Below are 18,910 nucleotides of genomic sequence, written 5' to 3' on the forward strand. Positions count from 1 at the left end.
AAGAATGTTAGATCCGAAGTTATTAAGAAATGAGACTGAACAGGTTGCTGAGCAACTAGCCCGTAGAGGCTTTGATTTAGATGTTGCATTATTGGCTAAGCTTGAAGAAGAGCGTAAACAGGCACAGCTGGATGCTCAGGAATTACAAACAGAAAGAAATAGTCGTTCTAAAAATATTGGTAAAGCCAAAGCGGCGGGTGAAGATATTGCTCCCTTGCTGAAAGAAATCGAGGATTTAGGTGACCGTCACAAAGCGGCTGAATCACGATTAAACGATGTGCTGACCCAGTTGCAAGACATCGCCATGGGTATTCCTAATCTTCCTCAGGCGGATGTTCCGGCCGGTAAAGATGAGAGCGAGAACCAGGAAATTTTACGTTGGGGTGAACCGCGTCAATTTGATTTTGAACCAAAAGATCATGTCGATCTAGGTGCTGCTTTAGGTATGGACTTTGATACCGCAGCAAAAATCAGTGCTGCCCGTTTTGTCACTTTGTCAGGTCCTTTGGCTAAGTTACAGCGTGCGCTGACCCAGTTTATGCTGGACTTACACAGTGAACAGCATGGTTACACGGAAACCTATGTTCCTTATTTAGTGAATGCTGACTCTTTAAGAGGAACAGGACAGTTACCAAAATTCGAAGAAGATCTGTTTAAAGTGAACGATGGTGAGTTTTATCTGATTCCAACAGCTGAAGTGCCAGTGACTAATATTGTCCGCGATACGATTACTGAAGATGCATCGTTGCCGCTGAAGTTTGTGGCACATACACCGTGTTTCCGAAGTGAAGCCGGCTCTTATGGTCGCGATGTACGTGGTCTTATCCGTCAGCACCAGTTTGAAAAGGTTGAGTTGGTACAAATCGTCCGTCCAGAGGACTCTGCTGCCGCGCATGAAGAATTAACAGCACATGCTGAAAAAGTATTGCAGTTATTAGATTTGCCATATCGTAAGGTGAATTTGTGTACGGGTGATTTAGGGTTTTCATCTACAAAAACCTATGATCTTGAAGTTTGGTTACCAAGCCAGCAAACCTACAGAGAAATTTCATCTTGCAGTAATTTTGGTGATTTCCAGGCACGTCGTTTACAGGCCCGCTGGCGTAATCCTGCTACTGGAAAACCTGAGTTAGTTCACACGCTCAATGGTTCAGGACTGGCCGTTGGCCGTACGCTGTTAGCGTTGATGGAAAATCATCAACAGGCAGATGGTTCGGTGTTAATTCCAGAGGCGTTACGTCCATATATGGGCGGTCAGGACAGCATTCGTGTTTGAATTTAGTTTGGTCCAGAAAATTATTATCTGGGCGATACCTGTTTTATTTGCCATTACTGTGCATGAAGTTGCGCATGGCTGGGTTGCATTAAAGTTAGGTGATAGAACAGCACAAATGTTGGGTAGGCTCACGCTAAACCCCTTTAAACATATCGACCCTATCGGCACAGTACTTGTGCCCGGCTTATTATTATTACTGGGCGGCTTTGTATTTGGCTGGGCGAAACCGGTACCGGTGAGCTATCAGAATCTGCATCAGCCCAAACGAGATATGGCGTGGGTGGCTGCTGCTGGTCCTGCTGCCAACTTTATTATGGCGATTATCTGGGCGATCGTTGCCAAGCTGGGTTTAATGCTTATTCATGCCGATATTACCCTGGGTCAACCTATGATGTTTATGGGCGTCGCTGGTGTTTTGATTAATACGATGTTAATGATGCTTAACTTACTGCCTATTCCGCCTCTGGACGGCAGTCGTGTGTTATCAAGCTGGCTACCAGGACCGATGGCATATAAGTTCAGCAGGATAGAGCCTTATGGTTTCTTTATCTTGCTCGGACTGCTTTATTTCGGCATTTTGAATTTGATTTTATGGCCATTGGTCAGTGCTATGCTAGGTTTGCTGGTGTCTGTCTTTCATTTACCAGCACAAATATTCAGTATTTTATAGTTAGCTAATTAAGGCTTATCAGGAGAACATTTTGGATACGGTTGCTATACAGTCCCGTCGCATTGTTTCAGGCATGCGTCCAACAGGGCAATTGCATTTAGGTCATTATCATGGCGTTCTAAAAAACTGGATTAAATTACAGCACGAATTTGACTGCTTCTTCTTTGTCGCAGACTGGCATGCATTGACGACTCATTATGAAGAGAGCAGTGTCATCGAAGGCAGTGTTTGGGAGATGGTGATTGACTGGCTCGCTGCCGGTATTGAACCTTCGACGGCATCGCTGTTTTTACAGTCAAAAGTACCTGAGCACGCTGAATTACACTTATTATTGTCGATGATTACACCGCTTTCGTGGCTAGAGCGTGTACCAACATACAAAGATCAACAAGAAAAACTAAAAGAAAAAGATTTATCGACTTACGGTTTTTTAGGCTATCCCTTATTACAAAGTGCCGATATTTTGATTTATCGTGCGGGTCAGGTGCCTGTGGGTGAAGATCAGGTCGCTCATGTCGAGTTAACACGTGAAGTCGCTCGTCGTTTTAATCATATCTATGGTCGTGAGAAGGACTTTGAAGAAAAAGCCGAAGCCGCGATTAAAAAAATGGGTAAGAAAAACGCAAAGCTCTACAATACTTTGCGTAAGTCATACCAAGAGCAAGGTGATGCGGATGCGCTAGCCACCGCGCGTGAGTTGCTTAAAAATCAACAAAATTTAGCGCTGGGTGATATGGAGCGCTTATTCGGCTATCTGGAAGGTGCGGGCAAAGTGATTTTGCCAGAGCCAAAAGCCTTATTAACACCAGCATCTAAAATGCCAGGCCTGGATGGTCAAAAAATGTCCAAGTCATACGGCAATACGATCTCGCTGCGTGAGCCTGATGATAGCCTGGCAGAGAAAATTAAGCGTATGCCGACGGACACCAACCGTGTTCGACGTACTGATCCTGGTGAGCCTGATCGCTGCCCTGTATGGCAGTTGCATGAGGTTTACGCTTCAGAAGATCAGAAACAGTGGGTACAAGAAGGTTGTCGCAGTGCCAGTATTGGTTGTCTGGATTGTAAAGGTCCGTTGATTGATGCTGTTAGTGCTGAACTGAGACCGATTCGTGAACGGGCGTTGGATTTTAGCCAACACCCAGAAGATGTCCGCCGTATTATTGATGATGGTAATGCTGCCGCGCGTGAAGTGGCACAGGAAACCTTGGCGGAAGTCCGTTCATCAATGGGTTTAAACTATAAATAAAAGGGTTGCTGACGCGTTTTTATGGCTGAGCGTATTCAAAAAGTATTAGCAAGAGCAGGTTATGGCTCTCGTCGCCAGGTAGAAACCTGGATTAAAGAAGGACGTGTCACTCGTAATGGTGAGTTGGCAAGTTTAGGAGACCAGATCAGTGAAGGCGATCGTTTAAAGCTGGATAATAAACCACTTTCTCCGAAACGTTTATGGCAGGAACCGGCTAAACAGGTCATTCTCTATAACAAGCCTGTTGGTGAAGTGTGCACGCGTAAGGACCCTGAAGGCCGTCGTACTATCTTTCAGTCGTTACCTATTCCGGAACAGGGCCGTTGGGTCAGTGTGGGACGGCTTGACTTAAACACCAGTGGTTTAATCATCCTGACCACAGATGGTGAACTGGCAAATCGTTTAATGCATCCATCGCACGAAATGGATCGCGAATATGCGGTTCGTGTCTTAGGCGAAGTGACATCTGAAATGATGCAGACGCTTCGTGATGGCGTCATGCTTGAAGATGGTGAAGCTAAGTTTGCAGATATTCAGGAATCTGGTGGTGAAGGAGCAAATAAATGGTATCACGTGGTTATCCAAGAAGGTCGTAACCGTGAAGTCCGTCGCTTGTGGGAAAGCCAGGGTGTACAGGTCAGCCGTTTGATGCGGGTGCGTTATGGACCCATCATTATTCCTAATAATCTACGTATGGGCCACTGGACAAAGCTGGAAGGCTCTGATCTGGACTATCTCTATGAACAGGCTGGGATGAAGCCAGTCAGTAATCTTACAGGTGGACGCAAGAAACCGGCTGTTAAGCAGGAACGACCCAAAAAAACACGTACCAGAAAAGAATATAGCACTAATAAAAAGGAACAAAGCCGGGATCAGGATGAGCCCACGCCTAAAAGAAGACCTCGTATTCGAGGCCATTGATTTTATACTGTCTGCTGTCTATTAAAGATTAGGGGGTCTTGGCGCAGACAGTTATATTCTTACCCATGTGTTTTGCTTCATATAGTGCCATATCAGCCCGTTCAAACAGGTGATAGCCTTCCTCATTCATATCAAGTTGGGCTATGCCTAAGCTAATGGTGAAACCGAAGCTGTTTTTTCCGTCATGAGATAATATTTGAGCAACGGATTCGCGAATTCTCTCAGCAGCAACTTGAGCATCGTGGATGCTGGTATCTGTTAAGAGCAGAACAAATTCTTCACCACCGAATCTAAATGCCATATCACTACCACGCAGATTCTGGTTAATCATATCCGCCAAAATTTTAAGTGCTCTATCGCCGGTCATATGACCAAAGTTGTCATTAATAATTTTGAAGTTATCAATGTCAATAAGCACGAGTGACAGAGGTATATTGTGCCTTTTTGCTCTGTCAATTTCCCTGTGCAAACTCTTTTCATAAGCAGCCCGATTACCCAAACTGGTTAAGTCATCCAGCAGTGCAGAGGCAAGTGCTTTTCTATAAAGCAGGCAGTTACGTAAAGGGTAAACAAGCAGGCTGAGTAAATCTTCTAAAAAAATAATATCTGCTTGAGAAAACTTTTTGCTTTGCGTAAAGCTAAGATCGCCCAGATAATCACCATTCATTTCAAGCTTATAATGGCAGCGATGGTGATATTTTTCCGCCGAGTTGATATCGACTTTCATGCTAGGGTTTTGATAATGAAAGCTGCACTCAGGGAAAACAGCATTCACTTCATGCTGAAATAATTGAAGCATGTCCTCCAAAATAAGGCTGGTTTGCAACGTGTAAGGAAGTTGACGTTGTATGTCTTCCGCTGTTTTGGTCTGAGTGTAGTCTATTGCTGGTTTAGAGCCTTCTACCAGGCTTAGTTTATGCTTGTTTGAGATTGATGGGTGTTCCATTGGAGCACTTCCTTATTCAAGTTATGAATATAACCTGCTATAAGTGTGCCAATATTTAAAACTATTTATAAATCAACGAGATGAGTTTTGGTGTCAGGGTTTTGACGTTTCAATCTACCGATACTGGAGAGTTGGTTTCCAGTTGAAGTTTAGCGATATATTGATGAGCGGCATCGTCTGGCAGATTCAGATGTTCGGGGTTCCGGGCAGGATAAGCACGAGCATACAGTGCTGTTCTGACTTCACCGGGATCTATAGTACTGACGATAACCTTGCCTTCTGCTTCCAGTTCATCTTTTAATTGTGCTGCAAATGCTTCTATTGCCGCCTTACTAATCCCGTAAGCCCCCCAATAAGCGGTATGCTTATGAGCGTCAGTCGTGAAAATTAAATGGCTGGTTTGTTGTTTTAACAAGGGCAGACAGGCTTGTGTAAGTAAATAAGCGGCTGTCAGATTGATATGTAAGGTTTCAGCCCAAGTTTTTGGATCCTGATTCATCACTGGGGCTAATTGTCCGAGAGTCGCAGCACAATGAATTAAGGAATCCAATTTACCAAAATTTTCTGAAATGGTCTGGGCAAGTTGTTTGTAGTCATCAACAGTTGCCCCTTTGAGATCGAGCGGATAGATAGCTGGAATGATGCCAGTTTGTTCAACAATTTCATCATAGACAGCTTCAAGTTGTGGAACTTGTTTATCCAGTAATATAACCGTAGCACCTGCATGTGCACAGGCTTTAGCTACTGAGGCACCGATGCCTTGAGCGGCACCGGTGATAAGAATGATTTGTTCAGCCAATTGGCTGTCCTCAGTATATGCTTGCATCAAGATTTATTCGGCAGGTACAAATTGACTAAATTGTGCAACACCGTTGTGGAATTGTACCGATGTGATACCGTCTTTTTTATGCCATTCAAGATGATCAACAGTTAATGCATCAATTGTATGTGTTTGAGTAACATCAGGCTCACCCCATTTTGCAATGGCTTCTTCTTTCGTCATTCCTGCAATCGTGTCTGTTTCATCTTCAACCGTACCAGATGTATCAGTGGTATCTTCACTGGTCGTTTCGGCAGCAGGAGCAGCAGATGTATCTTTAGACTCTGTCTGAGCGCTGTTGTCATCACTACAGGCAACGATGAAAGTACCTAGAAATAACGCGATTAAAAGTAATTTAAACTGTTTCAGCATAGCATTCCCTTATTGTTATAAATATTGAGCCATAGAGTATAGCAAGTGATTAATCGCTTAGCTAACCGTGTTGATTTTCATTATCAATTCGGCAGCTTTTTCACCATTTATCACTGCACCTTCTAGTGTAGCAGGATAAAGATTATTAATTATATCACCTGCTAAATAGAGCCCATCCACTGGAGAGCAAGTTGTCGGACGATCTGAGCAAACATCCACAGTACTTCTGAATGTTGCCCGTTTTTCTCGGATAACGTAACCGCGAATAAATTCAGAGGGCTGTACTATATTTGCGACTAGTAATTCATTAACAACGTGATTGATAAGCTGTTCATTAGTCAGCTTCAGGTGTGAGCCTGGTCCACTGATAACAACAGCTAACAGGCCATCACCTCTATCGAATATCCATTGGCTTGTTGTCCCGCTGAGTCCCAACATGGGTGATCGAAGATCGATATCAGATGAGCATTGCAGATAGACCGTGACAATAGGATAAGAGCTTGCGTCCTTACCTACCCAATATTTTCCCAACAGTTGTTGGCTAGTGTGTGGCCCGGTAGCAATAATAAAATTGTCCGCTTCAATAGTTTGCCCATTATCTGTCAAAGCCGCAGTGACTCTATTGTTATGGATAACGAGTGACTTAATACGCGTTTGCAGGGAGATTTGTCCGCCCTGTTGCTGAATATATCGTTCAGCATAGGCTGGTAGGGTATCGCCTAATGGTACTTGCGGAATCAAAAAATCAGCATAGTCACGTTGCCTAAAAGTCTCTAACAAGACATGAGCAAAAAGATTAGCCGATGCTTCGGAGATGGGCGTATTCATCGTAGCAAGACATAGTGGCTCCCATAATTGCTCAATCAACCTTGAACTTTGTCTCTCTTGTTTTAGCCATGCTTGTACGGATATATCGCCTGACTTTTTTTGTGAACGGGCATTGAAGATTAGACGAGAGATCTGGACAAAAACAGCAAAACCATTGAGTTGCCAAGTCTTTATTGCCAGAGATAGCGGCCAGGGTAGAAGCGGCGTATCAGCGAGTTTTAGATCATAAAAATGAGGGTGATGGATGGTTATATTTAGCGGAAATCGCTGAAACAATGTGGACTCATCAGCACCTAGGTCGTGCAATAATTTTAAGGTGCGTTGATAGGCACCAATCAATAAATGTTGGCCGTTGTCTATGGTCTGTGCGTTCCAGACAACATTTCGGGCACGTCCTCCCAATTGCTTGGCAGATTCGACCAGATGAATTGATTCACCCTGTTCTAACAAACGAACAGCGGCAGCAAGTCCACTCCAGCCACCACCAACAATCAGCGTGGTCATTATTGATGTTTTTTTTCTGCTCTGGACGTGCGCCAGGCTAACCAGAGTTTTTTCAAAGGCGTCAGTGAAATGCGCTGTTTCATCACCTGAAACTGATCTTTTTCAATTTCGCCTAGTGTTGCCTCATAAATCGCAGACATGATTAAGCCTGTACGTTGCGAGTATCGATCTTCTCTGGGTAATAGCATTTTCGCTTCTTGATAAAAGGAACGTGCACGTTCGGTTTCAAAGGCTAATAGTGCTGTTAATTCTGCTGTTTGTTTGAGTGCAAGAATATCCTCTTCACTTACATTAAATCGAGCCATATCCTCTGCCGGGAGATAGATGCGGCCACGCTCCGCATCTTCACGGACGTCACGAATAATATTGGTTAACTGGAAAGCCAAACCCAGTTTTTCGGCATATTTCAGCGTTTGACGATTTTTATATCCAAAAATTTCTGCAGCAAGTAACCCGACTACACTGGCAACACGATGACAATATAAAGCCAGGTGTTTAAAAGCATCATATCGATGCTGGAATAGATCCATTTCCATGCCATCAATAATTTCAAGAAAATATTCTTGATGAAGTTCGAAATGTTTTAGTGCTTCTTCCAGAGCTTTACCAACAGGATGAGTGGCTGTCTGGTTAAATATATTCTCAACCTCACTTCGCCACCAAGCTAGGGTCTTAGCGGCAACTTGCGGATCGTCTATTTCATCTACCGCATCATCTACCTCACGGCAAAACGCATACAAGGCGGTGATGGCCTGTCGCTTTTGTGGTGGTAGGAACATAAAGCTGTAATAAAAGCTTGAACCACTTTTGGCTGCTTTATCACGGCAGTATTGATCCGGCGTCATTTGACCAGGCGTTCCACAATCGTGTCGTTTAACAGATGTGACTCAATAATTTCGTCAATATCTGCTTCTGTTTCATAGTGATACCAGGTGCCTTCAGGGTAGATAACTAACATCGGTCCCAGCTTACAGCGGTTAAGACAGCCTGCATTATTGACACGCACTTTTTTTATTTTTAATTCTTTAACGCGCTGTTTGGCGTAATCACGCAGAGACTGTGAATCCTGTTCACCACAATTTGCACTGCCATCATCACGCTGATGCGTACAGAAAAATAAATGATATTTATATATTTGAGCCATAGTGACTAAGGATAGCGAACCTTGAAATAACTAAAAAGCATTTAAATAAAATTAGGACTGATCTGATGCTTCATACGCTGTATCAGGATAGCGAGAGCGGTAGTGAAGAACCTGCTCGATAATCGCTAAGAAATGATCGACTAACTCAGGATCAAAATGCTGTCCTTTTTGAGTAAGCAGGTAATCAACCGCTTGCTCAACCGGCCATGCCTTTTTGTAAGGGCGCTCAGACGTTAAAGCATCAAAAACGTCACATATTGCACAAATACGACCTTCGATGGGGATAGCTTCCCCTTTTAAACCATTTGGGTATCCAGAACCGTCCCATTTTTCATGGTGAGTCAGGGCAATATTACTCGCCAGCTTGAGCAATGGCACATCTGTATCCGCTAGCAGGTCTGCGCCAATTTTGACATGGGTTTTCATGATCTCCCACTCAGCAGGGTTAAGCGAACCTGGTTTCAGTAGAATGTGATCTGGAATACCAATTTTACCAATATCATGCATCGGCGCTGCGGTTAATATATCAGCAGCAAACTTATCACTGAGTCCGACGGCGAGTGCCAACATATGGGCAAAGTGGCTCATCCTTAGAATATGATTACCGGTTTCGTTATCTTTGTATTCTGCCGCCCGACCTAAGCGTTTAATAATTTCAAGACGGCTTTGCTCAAGTTGTTGAGTTCGGATCTTGACCTGTTGTTCTAGCGTTTCATTCTGCGTCAATACTTGCTTATGCAGTAGGCGGACTTCCAACATATTTCTGATACGTTGGATGACTTCTGTCTGATCAAACGGCTTAGTTATAAAATCTTTTGCGCCGGAGCAGAGAGATTTTTTCCGTATTTCCTGAGTGAGTTCGGCGGTGATTACCAGTATTGGAAGATAATCATCCTGTATCGCTGTTTGCAATGTTTCCATCACCTGAAATCCATCCATATCCGGCATACGGATATCTAGCAGGATGAGATCAATTTCGTATTCAAAATAGCGTTGTTTTACTTCAGCGCCTAGATTTGTGGAATACAGAGAGGTAAATCCGGCCTGTCTCAGCATTTTTTCCAGTAATTTAATGTTGATCAATTGGTCATCAACAATAAGAATTCTGGCGTTTAAAATGTCCTTATCTGAAATCATTATGTGCATCCTTTGCATATCATGACTGAATTAACCATGTAACCAGCGATGCTTTTCATTTGATGACCTTAAGGTGTGAGTCGGACCATTACATTAATAATTTCGCTGAATAGCAAAGTCGGCTAACGATAATAAAGCTTGTTTATACGGGCTTCCAGCAAGTATATCCAGAGCTTGTTTCGCTTGCATCACTTCCTTTTCAGCGGCTCTGGCTGTGTAATCTATCGCGCCTGTGTTCTGAATGATCTCAATAATGTCAGTAATCCTGTCTCGCTGGCCTTGTTCGATGGCTTCACGAATAATGGCTGATTGTTCAGCATTACCATGTTGCATCGCATAGATCAGAGGTAATGTAGGTTTGCCTTCAGCAAGGTCATCACCAATATTTTTACCAATAGTCTCGCTGGATTGACTGTAATCAAGTAAGTCATCGACCAGCTGAAAAGCACTACCCAAATGCATAGCGTAGTTAGCCATAGCCATTTCAGTAGCGTTATCAGAGCCTGAGATGACGGCACCTAACTGGCCAGCAGCTTCAAACAGTTTGGCGGTTTTATGATGAATCACTTCTAGGTAACGCGCTTCGGTAGTATCGGCATCATGACAGTTCAATAACTGCAGTACCTCGCCTTCCGCAATGACATTCGTGGTATGAGAGAGAATTTGCATTAAGCGCATAGACTCAATTTCTACCATCATTTCAAAAGAGCGGGTATAGAGGAAATCTCCCACCAGTACACTTGCTTCATTGCCCCAGAGTGTATTAGCGGTTTCCTGACCCCGGCGCATATCAGAGTTATCTACCACATCATCATGTAATAACGTTGCGGTGTGAATGAACTCAATAATGGTAGCGAGGTTGATATGTTGACTCCCCTCATAGCCACATGCACGTGCAGCCAGAATAGCTATCGCCGGGCGAAGCCGCTTACCACCACTATTGATAATGTAAAAGCCAAGTTGATTAATGAGGGCAACATCAGACTGTAAGCGTTGTTGAATCAACTCGTCTACAGCTTTCATGTCATCTTGAATTAAAGAATAGATGGATTGGATATCCACGGAACCGTAATCTGCCTATAATGTGTGATTTAAACGCGTACTTTCTCATGAGCGAGAATACTGCGCAAATATTTCAATATGAATTTGATCTCCTTGAAGAAAGGAGATACAATTGCCGGTCTTTTGTGGGGTAACCCGCATTAACACTATTATACTTTGGAGACAGCGATGTACGCTATTGTCGCGACTGGCGGTAAACAATACCGAGTTAAAGAGGGCGAAAAGCTCCGCATTGAAAAATTGACTGCTGAAGCCGGTGATACGGTTGAGCTTGATAAAGTTCTGTTAGTTGGCGAAGGTGAAGACATCAAAGTTGGTGCACCTTACCTTGACGGTGCTAAAGTGACTGCGAAAGTGGCAGCTAACGGCCGTGGCGATAAAGTGAAAATCGTCAAATTCAAACGTCGTAAGCACCATCAAAAACAGATGGGTCATCGTCAAGCATATACTGAAATCGAAATCACAGGCATCTCAGCCTAAGAATCGGAAAAGAGGTTTAAGAAATGGCTCACAAGAAAGCTGGTGGTAGTACTCGTAACGGACGTGATTCAGAGTCTAAACGCCTTGGTGTAAAACGCTACGGTGGTGAATTAGTGTCTGGTGGTAACATTTTAGTTCGTCAGCGTGGTACACGTTACCATGCAGGTCGTAACGTAGGTATCGGTAAAGACCATACTTTATTTGCGACAGCTGAAGGTAAAGTATTATTTGAGACCAAAGGTCCTCAAAACCGTACTTTCGTCAGTGTTGTTGCTGACTAAGAATATTTGTTAGCCCGTATGGGGCAAACAGCACAAAGCCCCGCTGATGCGGGGTTTTTTGTTTCTGGCATATAGGTTTATAGTCAGAAAGAACATGAGATTAAGGTCGGGAAGCGACAATGAAATTTGTGGATGAAGCGAAAATTAAAATCAGTGCCGGAGCCGGTGGTAATGGCTGTTTGAGTTTTCGCCGTGAAAAATTCATTCCTTTTGGTGGCCCCGATGGCGGTGATGGTGGCGATGGTGGCGATGTCTATTTGTTGGCCGATTCCCAGGTCAATACACTGATCGACTTTCGTTATCAGCGTAATTTTAAAGCCGAGCGTGGTGAGCATGGTCGTGGTCGCCTGTGCAGTGGTGCGCGTGGTGAAGATCTGATTATCAAAGTCCCTATTGGCACAGAAGCTTGGGATGATGATACCGATGAACTCATTGGTGACCTGACCAAAGATGGCGATAAGTTATTAGTCGCAAAAGGCGGCTGGCATGGTTTAGGCAATGCGCGTTATAAATCCAGTATTAACCGTGCACCTCGTCAAACCAGCGACGGCACTCCTGGTGAAGAACGCACTTTACGGCTTGAAATGAAGCTATTAGCTGATGTGGGACTGTTGGGATTGCCAAATGCGGGTAAATCAACATTTATCAGTCAGGTGTCAGCTGCCCAACCCAAAGTGGCAAATTATCCTTTCACAACGCTTTATCCAAACTTGGGTGTAGTAACCTTAAAAGATGTGCGCAGTTTTGTGATTGCCGACATCCCCGGTTTGGTTGAAGGTGCGGCAGACGGCGCCGGTCTAGGTATCCAGTTCCTGAAACATCTGACACGTACGCGCTTACTGTTACATCTTGTTGATATGGCGCCGGTTGATGTAAAACAGGACCCGGTAGAAAGTGTGCAGATTATCAACCGTGAACTGGAAAATTACAGTGAAGCTTTAGGCAGTCAGGATCAGTGGTTAGTTTTGAATAAAATGGATCTGGTACCCGAAGATATTCGCGATGATCTGTGCCAAGAAGTGCTGGATCGACTGCAATGGAAAGGCAAAGTGTTTTACATTAGTGGTCAGACTGGCGAAGGTTGCGATGCGCTGGTCAATGAAGTCATGAATTATCTGGAAAGCGTTCGTGCCAGTGAAAAAGACGAAATGACAGATAATTCACAGGATGATGCTCAGGAATAAACCTCAGTGACAGAACCACATCAGCAATTATTGAATACCAAGCGCTGGGTTATCAAAATTGGCAGTGCTTTATTAACCCGTATTGGGGAAGGTCTGGATACGGATCGCATTCGCTGGTTGAGTGCTGAAATAGCCGAACTAAGACGTCAGGGAAAAGAAGTGGTATTAGTGACGTCTGGCTCAGTTGCGGCGGGTATGCAGAAACTGGGGTGGAAAAGACGTCCACACGAAATTCATCGGCTGCAAGCGGCTGCCAGTGTTGGTCAGATGGAGTTGGTCAACGCCTATGCCACAGAATGCGGTAAGCATGGCATTCACACCGCTCAAATCTTATTAACCCACTCTGATTTATCAGACCGTGGCCGTCATCTTAATGCACGTAGTGCACTGCAAACGTTGTTGGAATTAGATATTCTGCCCGTGGTTAATGAGAACGATACCATTGCCACAGAAGAAATTCGCTTTGGCGATAACGACACACTAGCAGCCATGACTGCCAATCTTGTTGAGGCCGATGTGTTAGTTATCTTGACGGATCAGGACGGCTTGTTTGACTCCGATCCCAGAACCAATCCTGATGCCCGCATGATTGCTGCCTCAGCTGCCAGTAACGCAGCGCTTGATCAAATGGCGGGTGATAGCAAAGGTGAACTGGGCCGTGGTGGTATGACCACCAAATTATTGGCAGCACGCCGTGCGGCCCGTTCAGGTGCCTATACGGTTATTCTATCTGGTAAACATCCCGACAATCTTCGTTACTTGGCAGCAGGGCATGCCGTGGGTACATTACTTTGGCCAGACAATAAGCCGATTACTGCCAGACAGCAGTGGCTGGTGGGTCATTTAATCGCCAAAGGGCAATTAGTGTTGGATGATGGTGCTGTGGCTGTGTTGAGAGAACAAGGGCGCAGTTTATTGCCTGTTGGTGTGACCCATGTTGAAGGCAAGTTTACACGTGGTGAATTGGTGATTTGTCGTGATGTAAATGGTAAAGAAATCGCCAGAGGGTTAGCGAATTATAATGCTGATGAGGCGCATCTGATTAAAGGCAAACCCAGCAGTGAAATTGAATCTATCCTGGGTTATGTCGGTGAACCTGAACTTATTCACCGCGATAATCTGGTGTTAACCAGCTAATTCAAGAGAATAATAAAAATCGCAGGCATAAAAAAACCGACATTACGTCGGTTTTTTTATAAAGTCGAAACTTTAAATTACATTGCGCGAACAGCGTTGTTCAAACGGCTTTTACCACGAGCAGCAGTATTCTTGTGAATAATGCCTTTACCCGCCATACGATCTAATGCAGGCGCTGCAACTTTGAAAGCAGCAACAGCTTGTTCTTTATCACCAGCTGCGATTGCTTTTCTCAGTGCTTTAATCGTTGTACGCATCGCTGAACGTTGGCTGGCGTTACGCTGACGGTGTACTTCTGCTTGACGCGCGCGTTTTCTTGCTTGTGCCGAATTTGCCAAAGTGCTTCTCCTAAAAATTCATTTATCTGTAGCTAAACCTAGCTATCTGTATTTACAGATGAGCCCGACATTATCCGGATTTTAATCTGATTTGTAAATGGTATTATGTGATTATTTTTCAATAGGATGACCCATGCGCATAATCACTGCCAATGTGAACGGCATTCGAGCCGCCGCTCGTAAAGGTTTTTTTGACTGGTTACCCAAACAAAATGCAGATGTTGTCTGTATTCAGGAGACCAAAGCCCAAGTTCATCAACTTGAAGATGATATTTTCAGGCCGCAAGGATATCACTGTTATTACCATGATGCTGAGAAAAAGGGCTATAGCGGTGTCGCGCTGTATTGCAAAGCAGAGCCCGATGAAGTCATTGTTGGCATGGGGAATGAGGAGTTCGATGCGGAAGGGCGTTATATCGAAGCCCGATTTGGTAATTTAAGTGTGATTTCCTTGTATATGCCGTCGGGATCGTCAAAAGAAGAGCGACAAATTGCCAAGTATCGTTGCATGGATTTTTTTGAAAATAAAATGCAGGAAATGAAAGATTCCGGTCGTGATGTACTGATTTGTGGCGATTGGAATATTGCACATAAAAATGAAGATATTCGTAACTGGAAAGGCAATCTGAAAAACTCTGGCTTCTTACCGGAGGAGCGCGCCTGGTTGGATAAACTGTTTGATGAAATGGGTTTTATTGATGCGTTTCGAGAGTTACCGCAGGAAGAACATCAATACACCTGGTGGTCAAACCGTGGTCAGGCCAGAGCCAATAATGTGGGATGGCGTATTGATTACCATATCTTAACGCCGGGCATGAAAGGTAAAGTCAAAGCCACAGAAATCTATCGCGATGAGTCTTTTTCGGATCATGCGCCGTTAATCATTGACTATGACTACGCGTTACCAAAATAAACAAATGAACTTTATCACGCCATAACTCTCTGACTTATTTAACCTAACAGAGAGTTATGTATGTGGTCATTATTTAAGTCTGATCCTGAGAAAAAGTTAAAAAAGCAATTAAAACAAAAGCGTGAACAGGCATTACATGCACAACGTAATGGCGATATACGGCTGTTTGCTTCACTGACTCAGGAGGCAGAGGCGATATTGAAACAATTACAGCAAGTGCAGTCAGACAAAGCCTGAAAGCACGTTGTCATTAATACATGGATGCCAGAACGCAACGAATCACACCATAATCATAAGCTTCATCCAGGGCCTGATAAATCGCTTTCAGGCTCTGAGATTCATCTCCTAATGAATCAATCGTCAGCATGATCGTGTTCAGCTCAGCATCTTCCAGGTCCAGTACGTCTTTTACATCCAGTAACCCGGCATTAATGCCTTCAGCCAGATGGCTATAAACTGTACTGAGTTTTAAATCTCGCTGTTTCGCAATGCTGTCTATCTCATGTCCTTTTTCCAGTAATAACAACGTGTCATTAATCGTGTCACTCAAGCCGTTATTCAGTAACTCAGACAAAGGATGTTGTTGAATGACCTCTAAAAACGCATGGCCGTAATGGTTGAGTTTTTGTTCGCCCACGCCGGAAATACGTTGCATAGCCGCCATATCTGCAGGTCGGTAACGACACATCTCTAACAATGTCGCATCATGGAAAATAACGTAAGGCGGCACACCATGCTGTTTGGCAATATCCGAGCGTAATTGACGCAATGCTTCCCAAAGTCGTTGATCTTGAGGGCGAACGGCTGTTTGTTTTTTGCCGGTTTTAGCTGTTGATTTTTTAGGAGACTGTTTTCTTAAATATAATGTTTGCTCTCCCCGGAGAACAGGTCGACATTTTTCTGTCAGCCGTAATGCGCCATAACGCTGAATATCAATATCCAGATAACCCGTGGCGATTAACTGACGGAAAATACCGCGCCATTGAGTGGCATTGAGTTCAGAGCCGATGCCGTAGGTACTTAACTTGTCATGCTGGTTTTGTTTAATACGTTCATCGTCACTACCAAGTAAGATATCGATTAAATAATTCACCCCGAATCGTTGTTCGGTACGATAAACACAAGACAAGGCCTTTTGTGCCATTTCTGTCGCATCAAAGCTTTCAGGAGGTGTTTGGCAATTATCACATTGCCCACATTTTTCAGGTGCTTCCTCATCAAAATAGGCCAAGATGGCCTGACGCCGACAGGTGATGAGTTCACATAAACCGAGCATGGCATCCAATTTATGTTGTTCAACCCGTTTGATCATATCGGGAGCTTTGGAGTCCTGCATAAACTGCCGCAGCGTAATGACATCCTGCAGGCCATAAGCCATCCAGGCATTAGCCGGTAAACCATCACGGCCAGCACGGCCGGTTTCCTGATAATAGGCCTCAATATTTTTCGGTAAGTTCAGGTGAGCGACAAAACGCACATCCGGTTTATCAATGCCCATGCCAAAGGCGATCGTAGCGACAATAATCACCGCTTCTTCACGTAAAAACCGTTGTTGGTGTTTTGCTCTTACCTCGTTGGATAAGCCGGCATGATAGGGCAACGCAACCCGACCTTGTTCCTGAAGCCATTCAGCAATGGCCTCGACTTTCTTTCGCGACAGACAATAAACAATGCCGGCATCATTGGCGTGGTGTTCCTCGATAAACTGCCACAGCTGTTGTTTGGCTTGGCTTGCCTCGGTAATCGCATAAAAAATATTGTGTCGGTCAAAACTATTCAGATAGACATTGGCTTGCTGCAGATTGAGTTGCTCAATGATTTCCTGACGTGTGCGTTTATCGGCCGTGGCTGTCAGAGCAATACGAGGCACATTAGGAAAGCGTTCATGTAGTCGTCGAAGCTGTTGATACTCTGGTCGAAAGTCATGGCCCCACTGCGATACACAATGCGCTTCATCTATTGCAAATAAGGAAATGGTTACACGACTCAATAGCGATATGGTGCGCTCATTCAGTAAACGCTCTGGGGCGATGTACAATACATCAATCAACCCGTCTTCAAGTTGTTGCTCAACGCTATAGGCTTCTGAGGCTGACAAACTTGAGTTAAGAAAGGCCGCTTTCACACCCAACTCGTTTAATGCCACCACCTGATCCTGCATTAAAGCAATCAACGGTGAAACCACAATGCCGGTGCCTGGTCGTATCAGCGCCGGAATCTGATAACAAAGTGATTTACCGCCGCCAGTTGGCATCAATACAAGGGCATCACCACCCTGGATAACATGCTCAACGATATCGTCTTGATTATGTCGAAAGCCATTGTAACCAAAAATGTTCTGTAGCACGTCCAGTGCGGGTTGTCCTTGAGTCTGCATAAATAAATTCAGTGGTTAAAGCAAAGGGGCATTATGGCAAATATGCCCTGACTCTAACATCAGAGATGAACGGTAAATTCGGTTTATCACTGAAACACAGGCAAAATAGATAAGGCGAAATCCCCATCTCATCCCAAATGTTTATTGTTTGGGCAAAACTTAAATTTTAGGAATTCAAATGAAAGACATTACCGTGGACAGTAATCCCAGCGAAGCACAATTAAAGAAAATGGGGGTTGAACATTGGCCAACATGGGAAAAAGAAGTATCCGTATTTCCCTGGTCATTTGTGACCACTGAAGTGGCATACATTGTAGAAGGGGAGTGTGTGATGACGCCAAATGATGGTGGCCCAGCGACCACATTTAAAGCGGGTGACTTAGTGGTCTTCCCTAACGGTTATAAAGGCACATGGGAAGTGAAAAAAGCACTAAAAAAACGCTTTAAACATAAGGATGGTAACTTCGTGAAATGTGCGTTTAGCCGTTATAAAATTCTGAAAAATCGTATCAAGGCAGCTCTTTAATTATATCAATAGTGCTTGGGTTGAAGGTTGAAGCTCAATGACCATAACTAAGTTCATTTCGGGTTTCTTCCTCAATCCAAACTATGGATCGTTTTATTTTTAAAACTCATCATTTAACGCTAAGTCTAACTGTGGTTGATGAGTCTGTACTACCGGCACATCAAACCCACTCATACTTAATCCCACCAATCTCACAGGTTTGATTCCGGCTTCTGTTTTTTCAAGCAATAGCGGAATGATCTGTTTTAAGTCTGTTAGTTGAATAATGTGCTCGGTGCTGTGCGCACGGGTGACTTGTTGAAAGTCAGCATATTTCACTTTGACGGTGATGGTGCGCGCTTTCAGGTTTTGTTTACTCAGGCTTTCGAAAACGCGTTCAGCCAGATCAAGCAGTTTGGCGGTTAATTCCGGGATAGAGTGAATATCTTCAGCAAAGGTGGTTTCTTTACCGAGCGATTTACGGATGCGTTGACTGCGAACCGGACGTTCGTCGATAGCTCGGGCGATGTTGTAATAATACTGACCTGCTTTACCGAAACGCTCAGTCAGTTCTATTAATGATTTCTCACGTAGGTCCTTGCCAGTATGGATGCCGAGATTATGCATTTTGGTTTCTGTGGCGGGACCAATACCATGAAACTTACCCACTGGAAGATCGGCGACAAAGGCTTCGCCTTGTTCGGGTCTGATGACATAGAGCCCATTGGGTTTGTCCATATCCGAGGCAATTTTGGCGAGGAATTTA

22 protein-coding genes are annotated in these 18,910 nt (G+C 44.1%); 11 read left to right on the forward strand and 11 right to left on the reverse strand.

Annotation, left to right across the window (positions count from 1 at the left end):
* Nucleotides 1-4: 4 nt before the first annotated feature.
* From serS to rluB, 4 genes are read left to right on the forward strand one after another with little or no spacing between them, the layout of a single operon-like run.
* On the forward strand, nucleotides 5-1,276 hold the full coding sequence (serS, locus tag B2248_RS02060) for a serine--tRNA ligase (RefSeq protein WP_273183025.1): 1,272 nt from the start codon (nucleotides 5-7) through the stop codon (nucleotides 1,274-1,276).
* Entirely contained in the window at nucleotides 1,269-1,946 is a 678-nt protein-coding gene (locus B2248_RS02065; protein ID WP_007144441.1) for a site-2 protease family protein, read from the forward strand. Before serS ends, B2248_RS02065 begins: the two co-directional genes overlap by 8 nt.
* Nucleotides 1,947-1,977: 31 nt before the next feature.
* Nucleotides 1,978-3,195, forward strand: coding sequence for a tryptophan--tRNA ligase (locus B2248_RS02070; RefSeq protein ID WP_007144442.1), 1,218 nt, complete (start codon nucleotides 1,978-1,980; stop codon nucleotides 3,193-3,195).
* 21 nt (nucleotides 3,196-3,216) lie between these two features.
* Nucleotides 3,217-4,116: a 23S rRNA pseudouridine(2605) synthase RluB gene (gene rluB, locus B2248_RS02075; RefSeq protein WP_273183028.1), complete on the forward strand. Its 900-nt coding sequence runs from the start codon at nucleotides 3,217-3,219 to the stop codon at nucleotides 4,114-4,116.
* Nucleotides 4,117-4,144: 28 nt separating this feature from the next.
* Here the strand turns inward: rluB and B2248_RS02080 are convergent, their stop codons facing one another.
* The 8 genes from B2248_RS02080 to ispB form a co-directional block, all read right to left on the reverse strand.
* Nucleotides 4,145-5,062: a GGDEF domain-containing protein gene (locus B2248_RS02080; protein ID WP_273183030.1), complete on the reverse strand. Its 918-nt coding sequence runs from the start codon at nucleotides 5,060-5,062 to the stop codon at nucleotides 4,145-4,147.
* A gap of 109 nt (nucleotides 5,063-5,171) precedes the next feature.
* Nucleotides 5,172-5,861, reverse strand: a complete 690-nt coding sequence (locus B2248_RS02085) for an SDR family NAD(P)-dependent oxidoreductase (RefSeq protein WP_273183032.1) — start codon at nucleotides 5,859-5,861, stop codon at nucleotides 5,172-5,174.
* Nucleotides 5,862-5,894: 33 nt separating this feature from the next.
* Entirely contained in the window at nucleotides 5,895-6,254 is a 360-nt protein-coding gene (locus B2248_RS02090) for a hypothetical protein (protein WP_273183034.1), read from the reverse strand.
* A 57-nt stretch (nucleotides 6,255-6,311) separates the two neighbouring features.
* Nucleotides 6,312-7,586, reverse strand: coding sequence for a hydroxysqualene dehydroxylase HpnE (gene hpnE / locus B2248_RS02095; protein ID WP_273183036.1), 1,275 nt, complete (start codon nucleotides 7,584-7,586; stop codon nucleotides 6,312-6,314).
* Nucleotides 7,586-8,431: a presqualene diphosphate synthase HpnD gene (gene hpnD, locus B2248_RS02100; RefSeq protein WP_273183037.1), complete on the reverse strand. Its 846-nt coding sequence runs from the start codon at nucleotides 8,429-8,431 to the stop codon at nucleotides 7,586-7,588. Before hpnD ends, hpnE begins: the two co-directional genes overlap by 1 nt.
* Entirely contained in the window at nucleotides 8,428-8,730 is a 303-nt protein-coding gene (locus B2248_RS02105; RefSeq protein WP_273183038.1) for a (2Fe-2S) ferredoxin domain-containing protein, read from the reverse strand. The genes hpnD and B2248_RS02105 overlap by 4 nt, the downstream gene beginning before the upstream one ends.
* 51 nt (nucleotides 8,731-8,781) lie before the next feature.
* Complete coding sequence (locus tag B2248_RS02110) at nucleotides 8,782-9,867, reverse strand: HD domain-containing phosphohydrolase (protein ID WP_273183040.1); 1,086 nt, start codon at nucleotides 9,865-9,867, stop codon at nucleotides 8,782-8,784.
* A gap of 93 nt (nucleotides 9,868-9,960) precedes the next feature.
* On the reverse strand, nucleotides 9,961-10,929 hold the full coding sequence (ispB, locus tag B2248_RS02115) for an octaprenyl diphosphate synthase (protein WP_040576147.1): 969 nt from the start codon (nucleotides 10,927-10,929) through the stop codon (nucleotides 9,961-9,963).
* Between the two features lie 168 nt (nucleotides 10,930-11,097).
* Here ispB and rplU point away from each other — a divergent pair, with 168 nt between their 5' ends.
* The 4 genes from rplU to proB all read left to right on the forward strand — a co-directional run bounded on the left by rplU (nucleotide 11,098) and on the right by proB (nucleotide 14,011).
* Entirely contained in the window at nucleotides 11,098-11,409 is a 312-nt protein-coding gene (gene rplU / locus B2248_RS02120) for a 50S ribosomal protein L21 (protein WP_007144452.1), read from the forward strand.
* A gap of 23 nt (nucleotides 11,410-11,432) precedes the next feature.
* Nucleotides 11,433-11,690 (forward strand): 50S ribosomal protein L27, encoded by a 258-nt coding sequence (gene rpmA, locus B2248_RS02125; protein ID WP_007144453.1) that lies wholly within the window; start codon nucleotides 11,433-11,435, stop codon nucleotides 11,688-11,690.
* A gap of 119 nt (nucleotides 11,691-11,809) precedes the next feature.
* Entirely contained in the window at nucleotides 11,810-12,874 is a 1,065-nt protein-coding gene (cgtA, locus tag B2248_RS02130; RefSeq protein ID WP_273183043.1) for an Obg family GTPase CgtA, read from the forward strand.
* Nucleotides 12,875-12,880: 6 nt separating this feature from the next.
* A complete protein-coding gene (gene proB, locus B2248_RS02135) occupies nucleotides 12,881-14,011 on the forward strand; it encodes a glutamate 5-kinase (RefSeq protein WP_007144455.1) in 1,131 nt (376 codons plus the stop codon).
* A 77-nt stretch (nucleotides 14,012-14,088) separates the two neighbouring features.
* Here the strand turns inward: proB and rpsT are convergent, their stop codons facing one another.
* Nucleotides 14,089-14,349: a 30S ribosomal protein S20 gene (rpsT, locus tag B2248_RS02140; RefSeq protein WP_091712336.1), complete on the reverse strand. Its 261-nt coding sequence runs from the start codon at nucleotides 14,347-14,349 to the stop codon at nucleotides 14,089-14,091.
* A gap of 133 nt (nucleotides 14,350-14,482) precedes the next feature.
* Here rpsT and B2248_RS02145 point away from each other — a divergent pair, with 133 nt between their 5' ends.
* Together B2248_RS02145 and B2248_RS02150 are read left to right on the forward strand one after the other, a co-directional pair.
* Nucleotides 14,483-15,262, forward strand: coding sequence for an exodeoxyribonuclease III (locus tag B2248_RS02145; RefSeq protein ID WP_273183047.1), 780 nt, complete (start codon nucleotides 14,483-14,485; stop codon nucleotides 15,260-15,262).
* A 60-nt stretch (nucleotides 15,263-15,322) separates the two neighbouring features.
* A complete protein-coding gene (locus tag B2248_RS02150; RefSeq protein ID WP_007144458.1) occupies nucleotides 15,323-15,499 on the forward strand; it encodes a DUF6435 family protein in 177 nt (58 codons plus the stop codon).
* A gap of 13 nt (nucleotides 15,500-15,512) precedes the next feature.
* Here B2248_RS02150 and recQ read toward each other — a convergent pair whose 3' ends face one another.
* Nucleotides 15,513-17,639: a DNA helicase RecQ gene (gene recQ / locus B2248_RS02155; RefSeq protein WP_273183048.1), complete on the reverse strand. Its 2,127-nt coding sequence runs from the start codon at nucleotides 17,637-17,639 to the stop codon at nucleotides 15,513-15,515.
* 178 nt (nucleotides 17,640-17,817) lie between these two features.
* Between recQ and B2248_RS02160 the strand changes: the two genes are divergently transcribed.
* Nucleotides 17,818-18,165 (forward strand): cupin domain-containing protein, encoded by a 348-nt coding sequence (locus tag B2248_RS02160; RefSeq protein ID WP_273183049.1) that lies wholly within the window; start codon nucleotides 17,818-17,820, stop codon nucleotides 18,163-18,165.
* Between the two features lie 99 nt (nucleotides 18,166-18,264).
* Here the strand turns inward: B2248_RS02160 and B2248_RS02165 are convergent.
* On the reverse strand, nucleotides 18,265-18,910 hold a 646-nt coding region (locus B2248_RS02165), incomplete at its 5' end, for a DNA polymerase thumb domain-containing protein (RefSeq protein ID WP_414673461.1).

Source organism: Methylophaga sp. UBA2012 (assembly GCF_002335235.1).
Lineage (GTDB): Bacteria > Pseudomonadota > Gammaproteobacteria > Nitrosococcales > Methylophagaceae > Methylophaga > Methylophaga thalassica.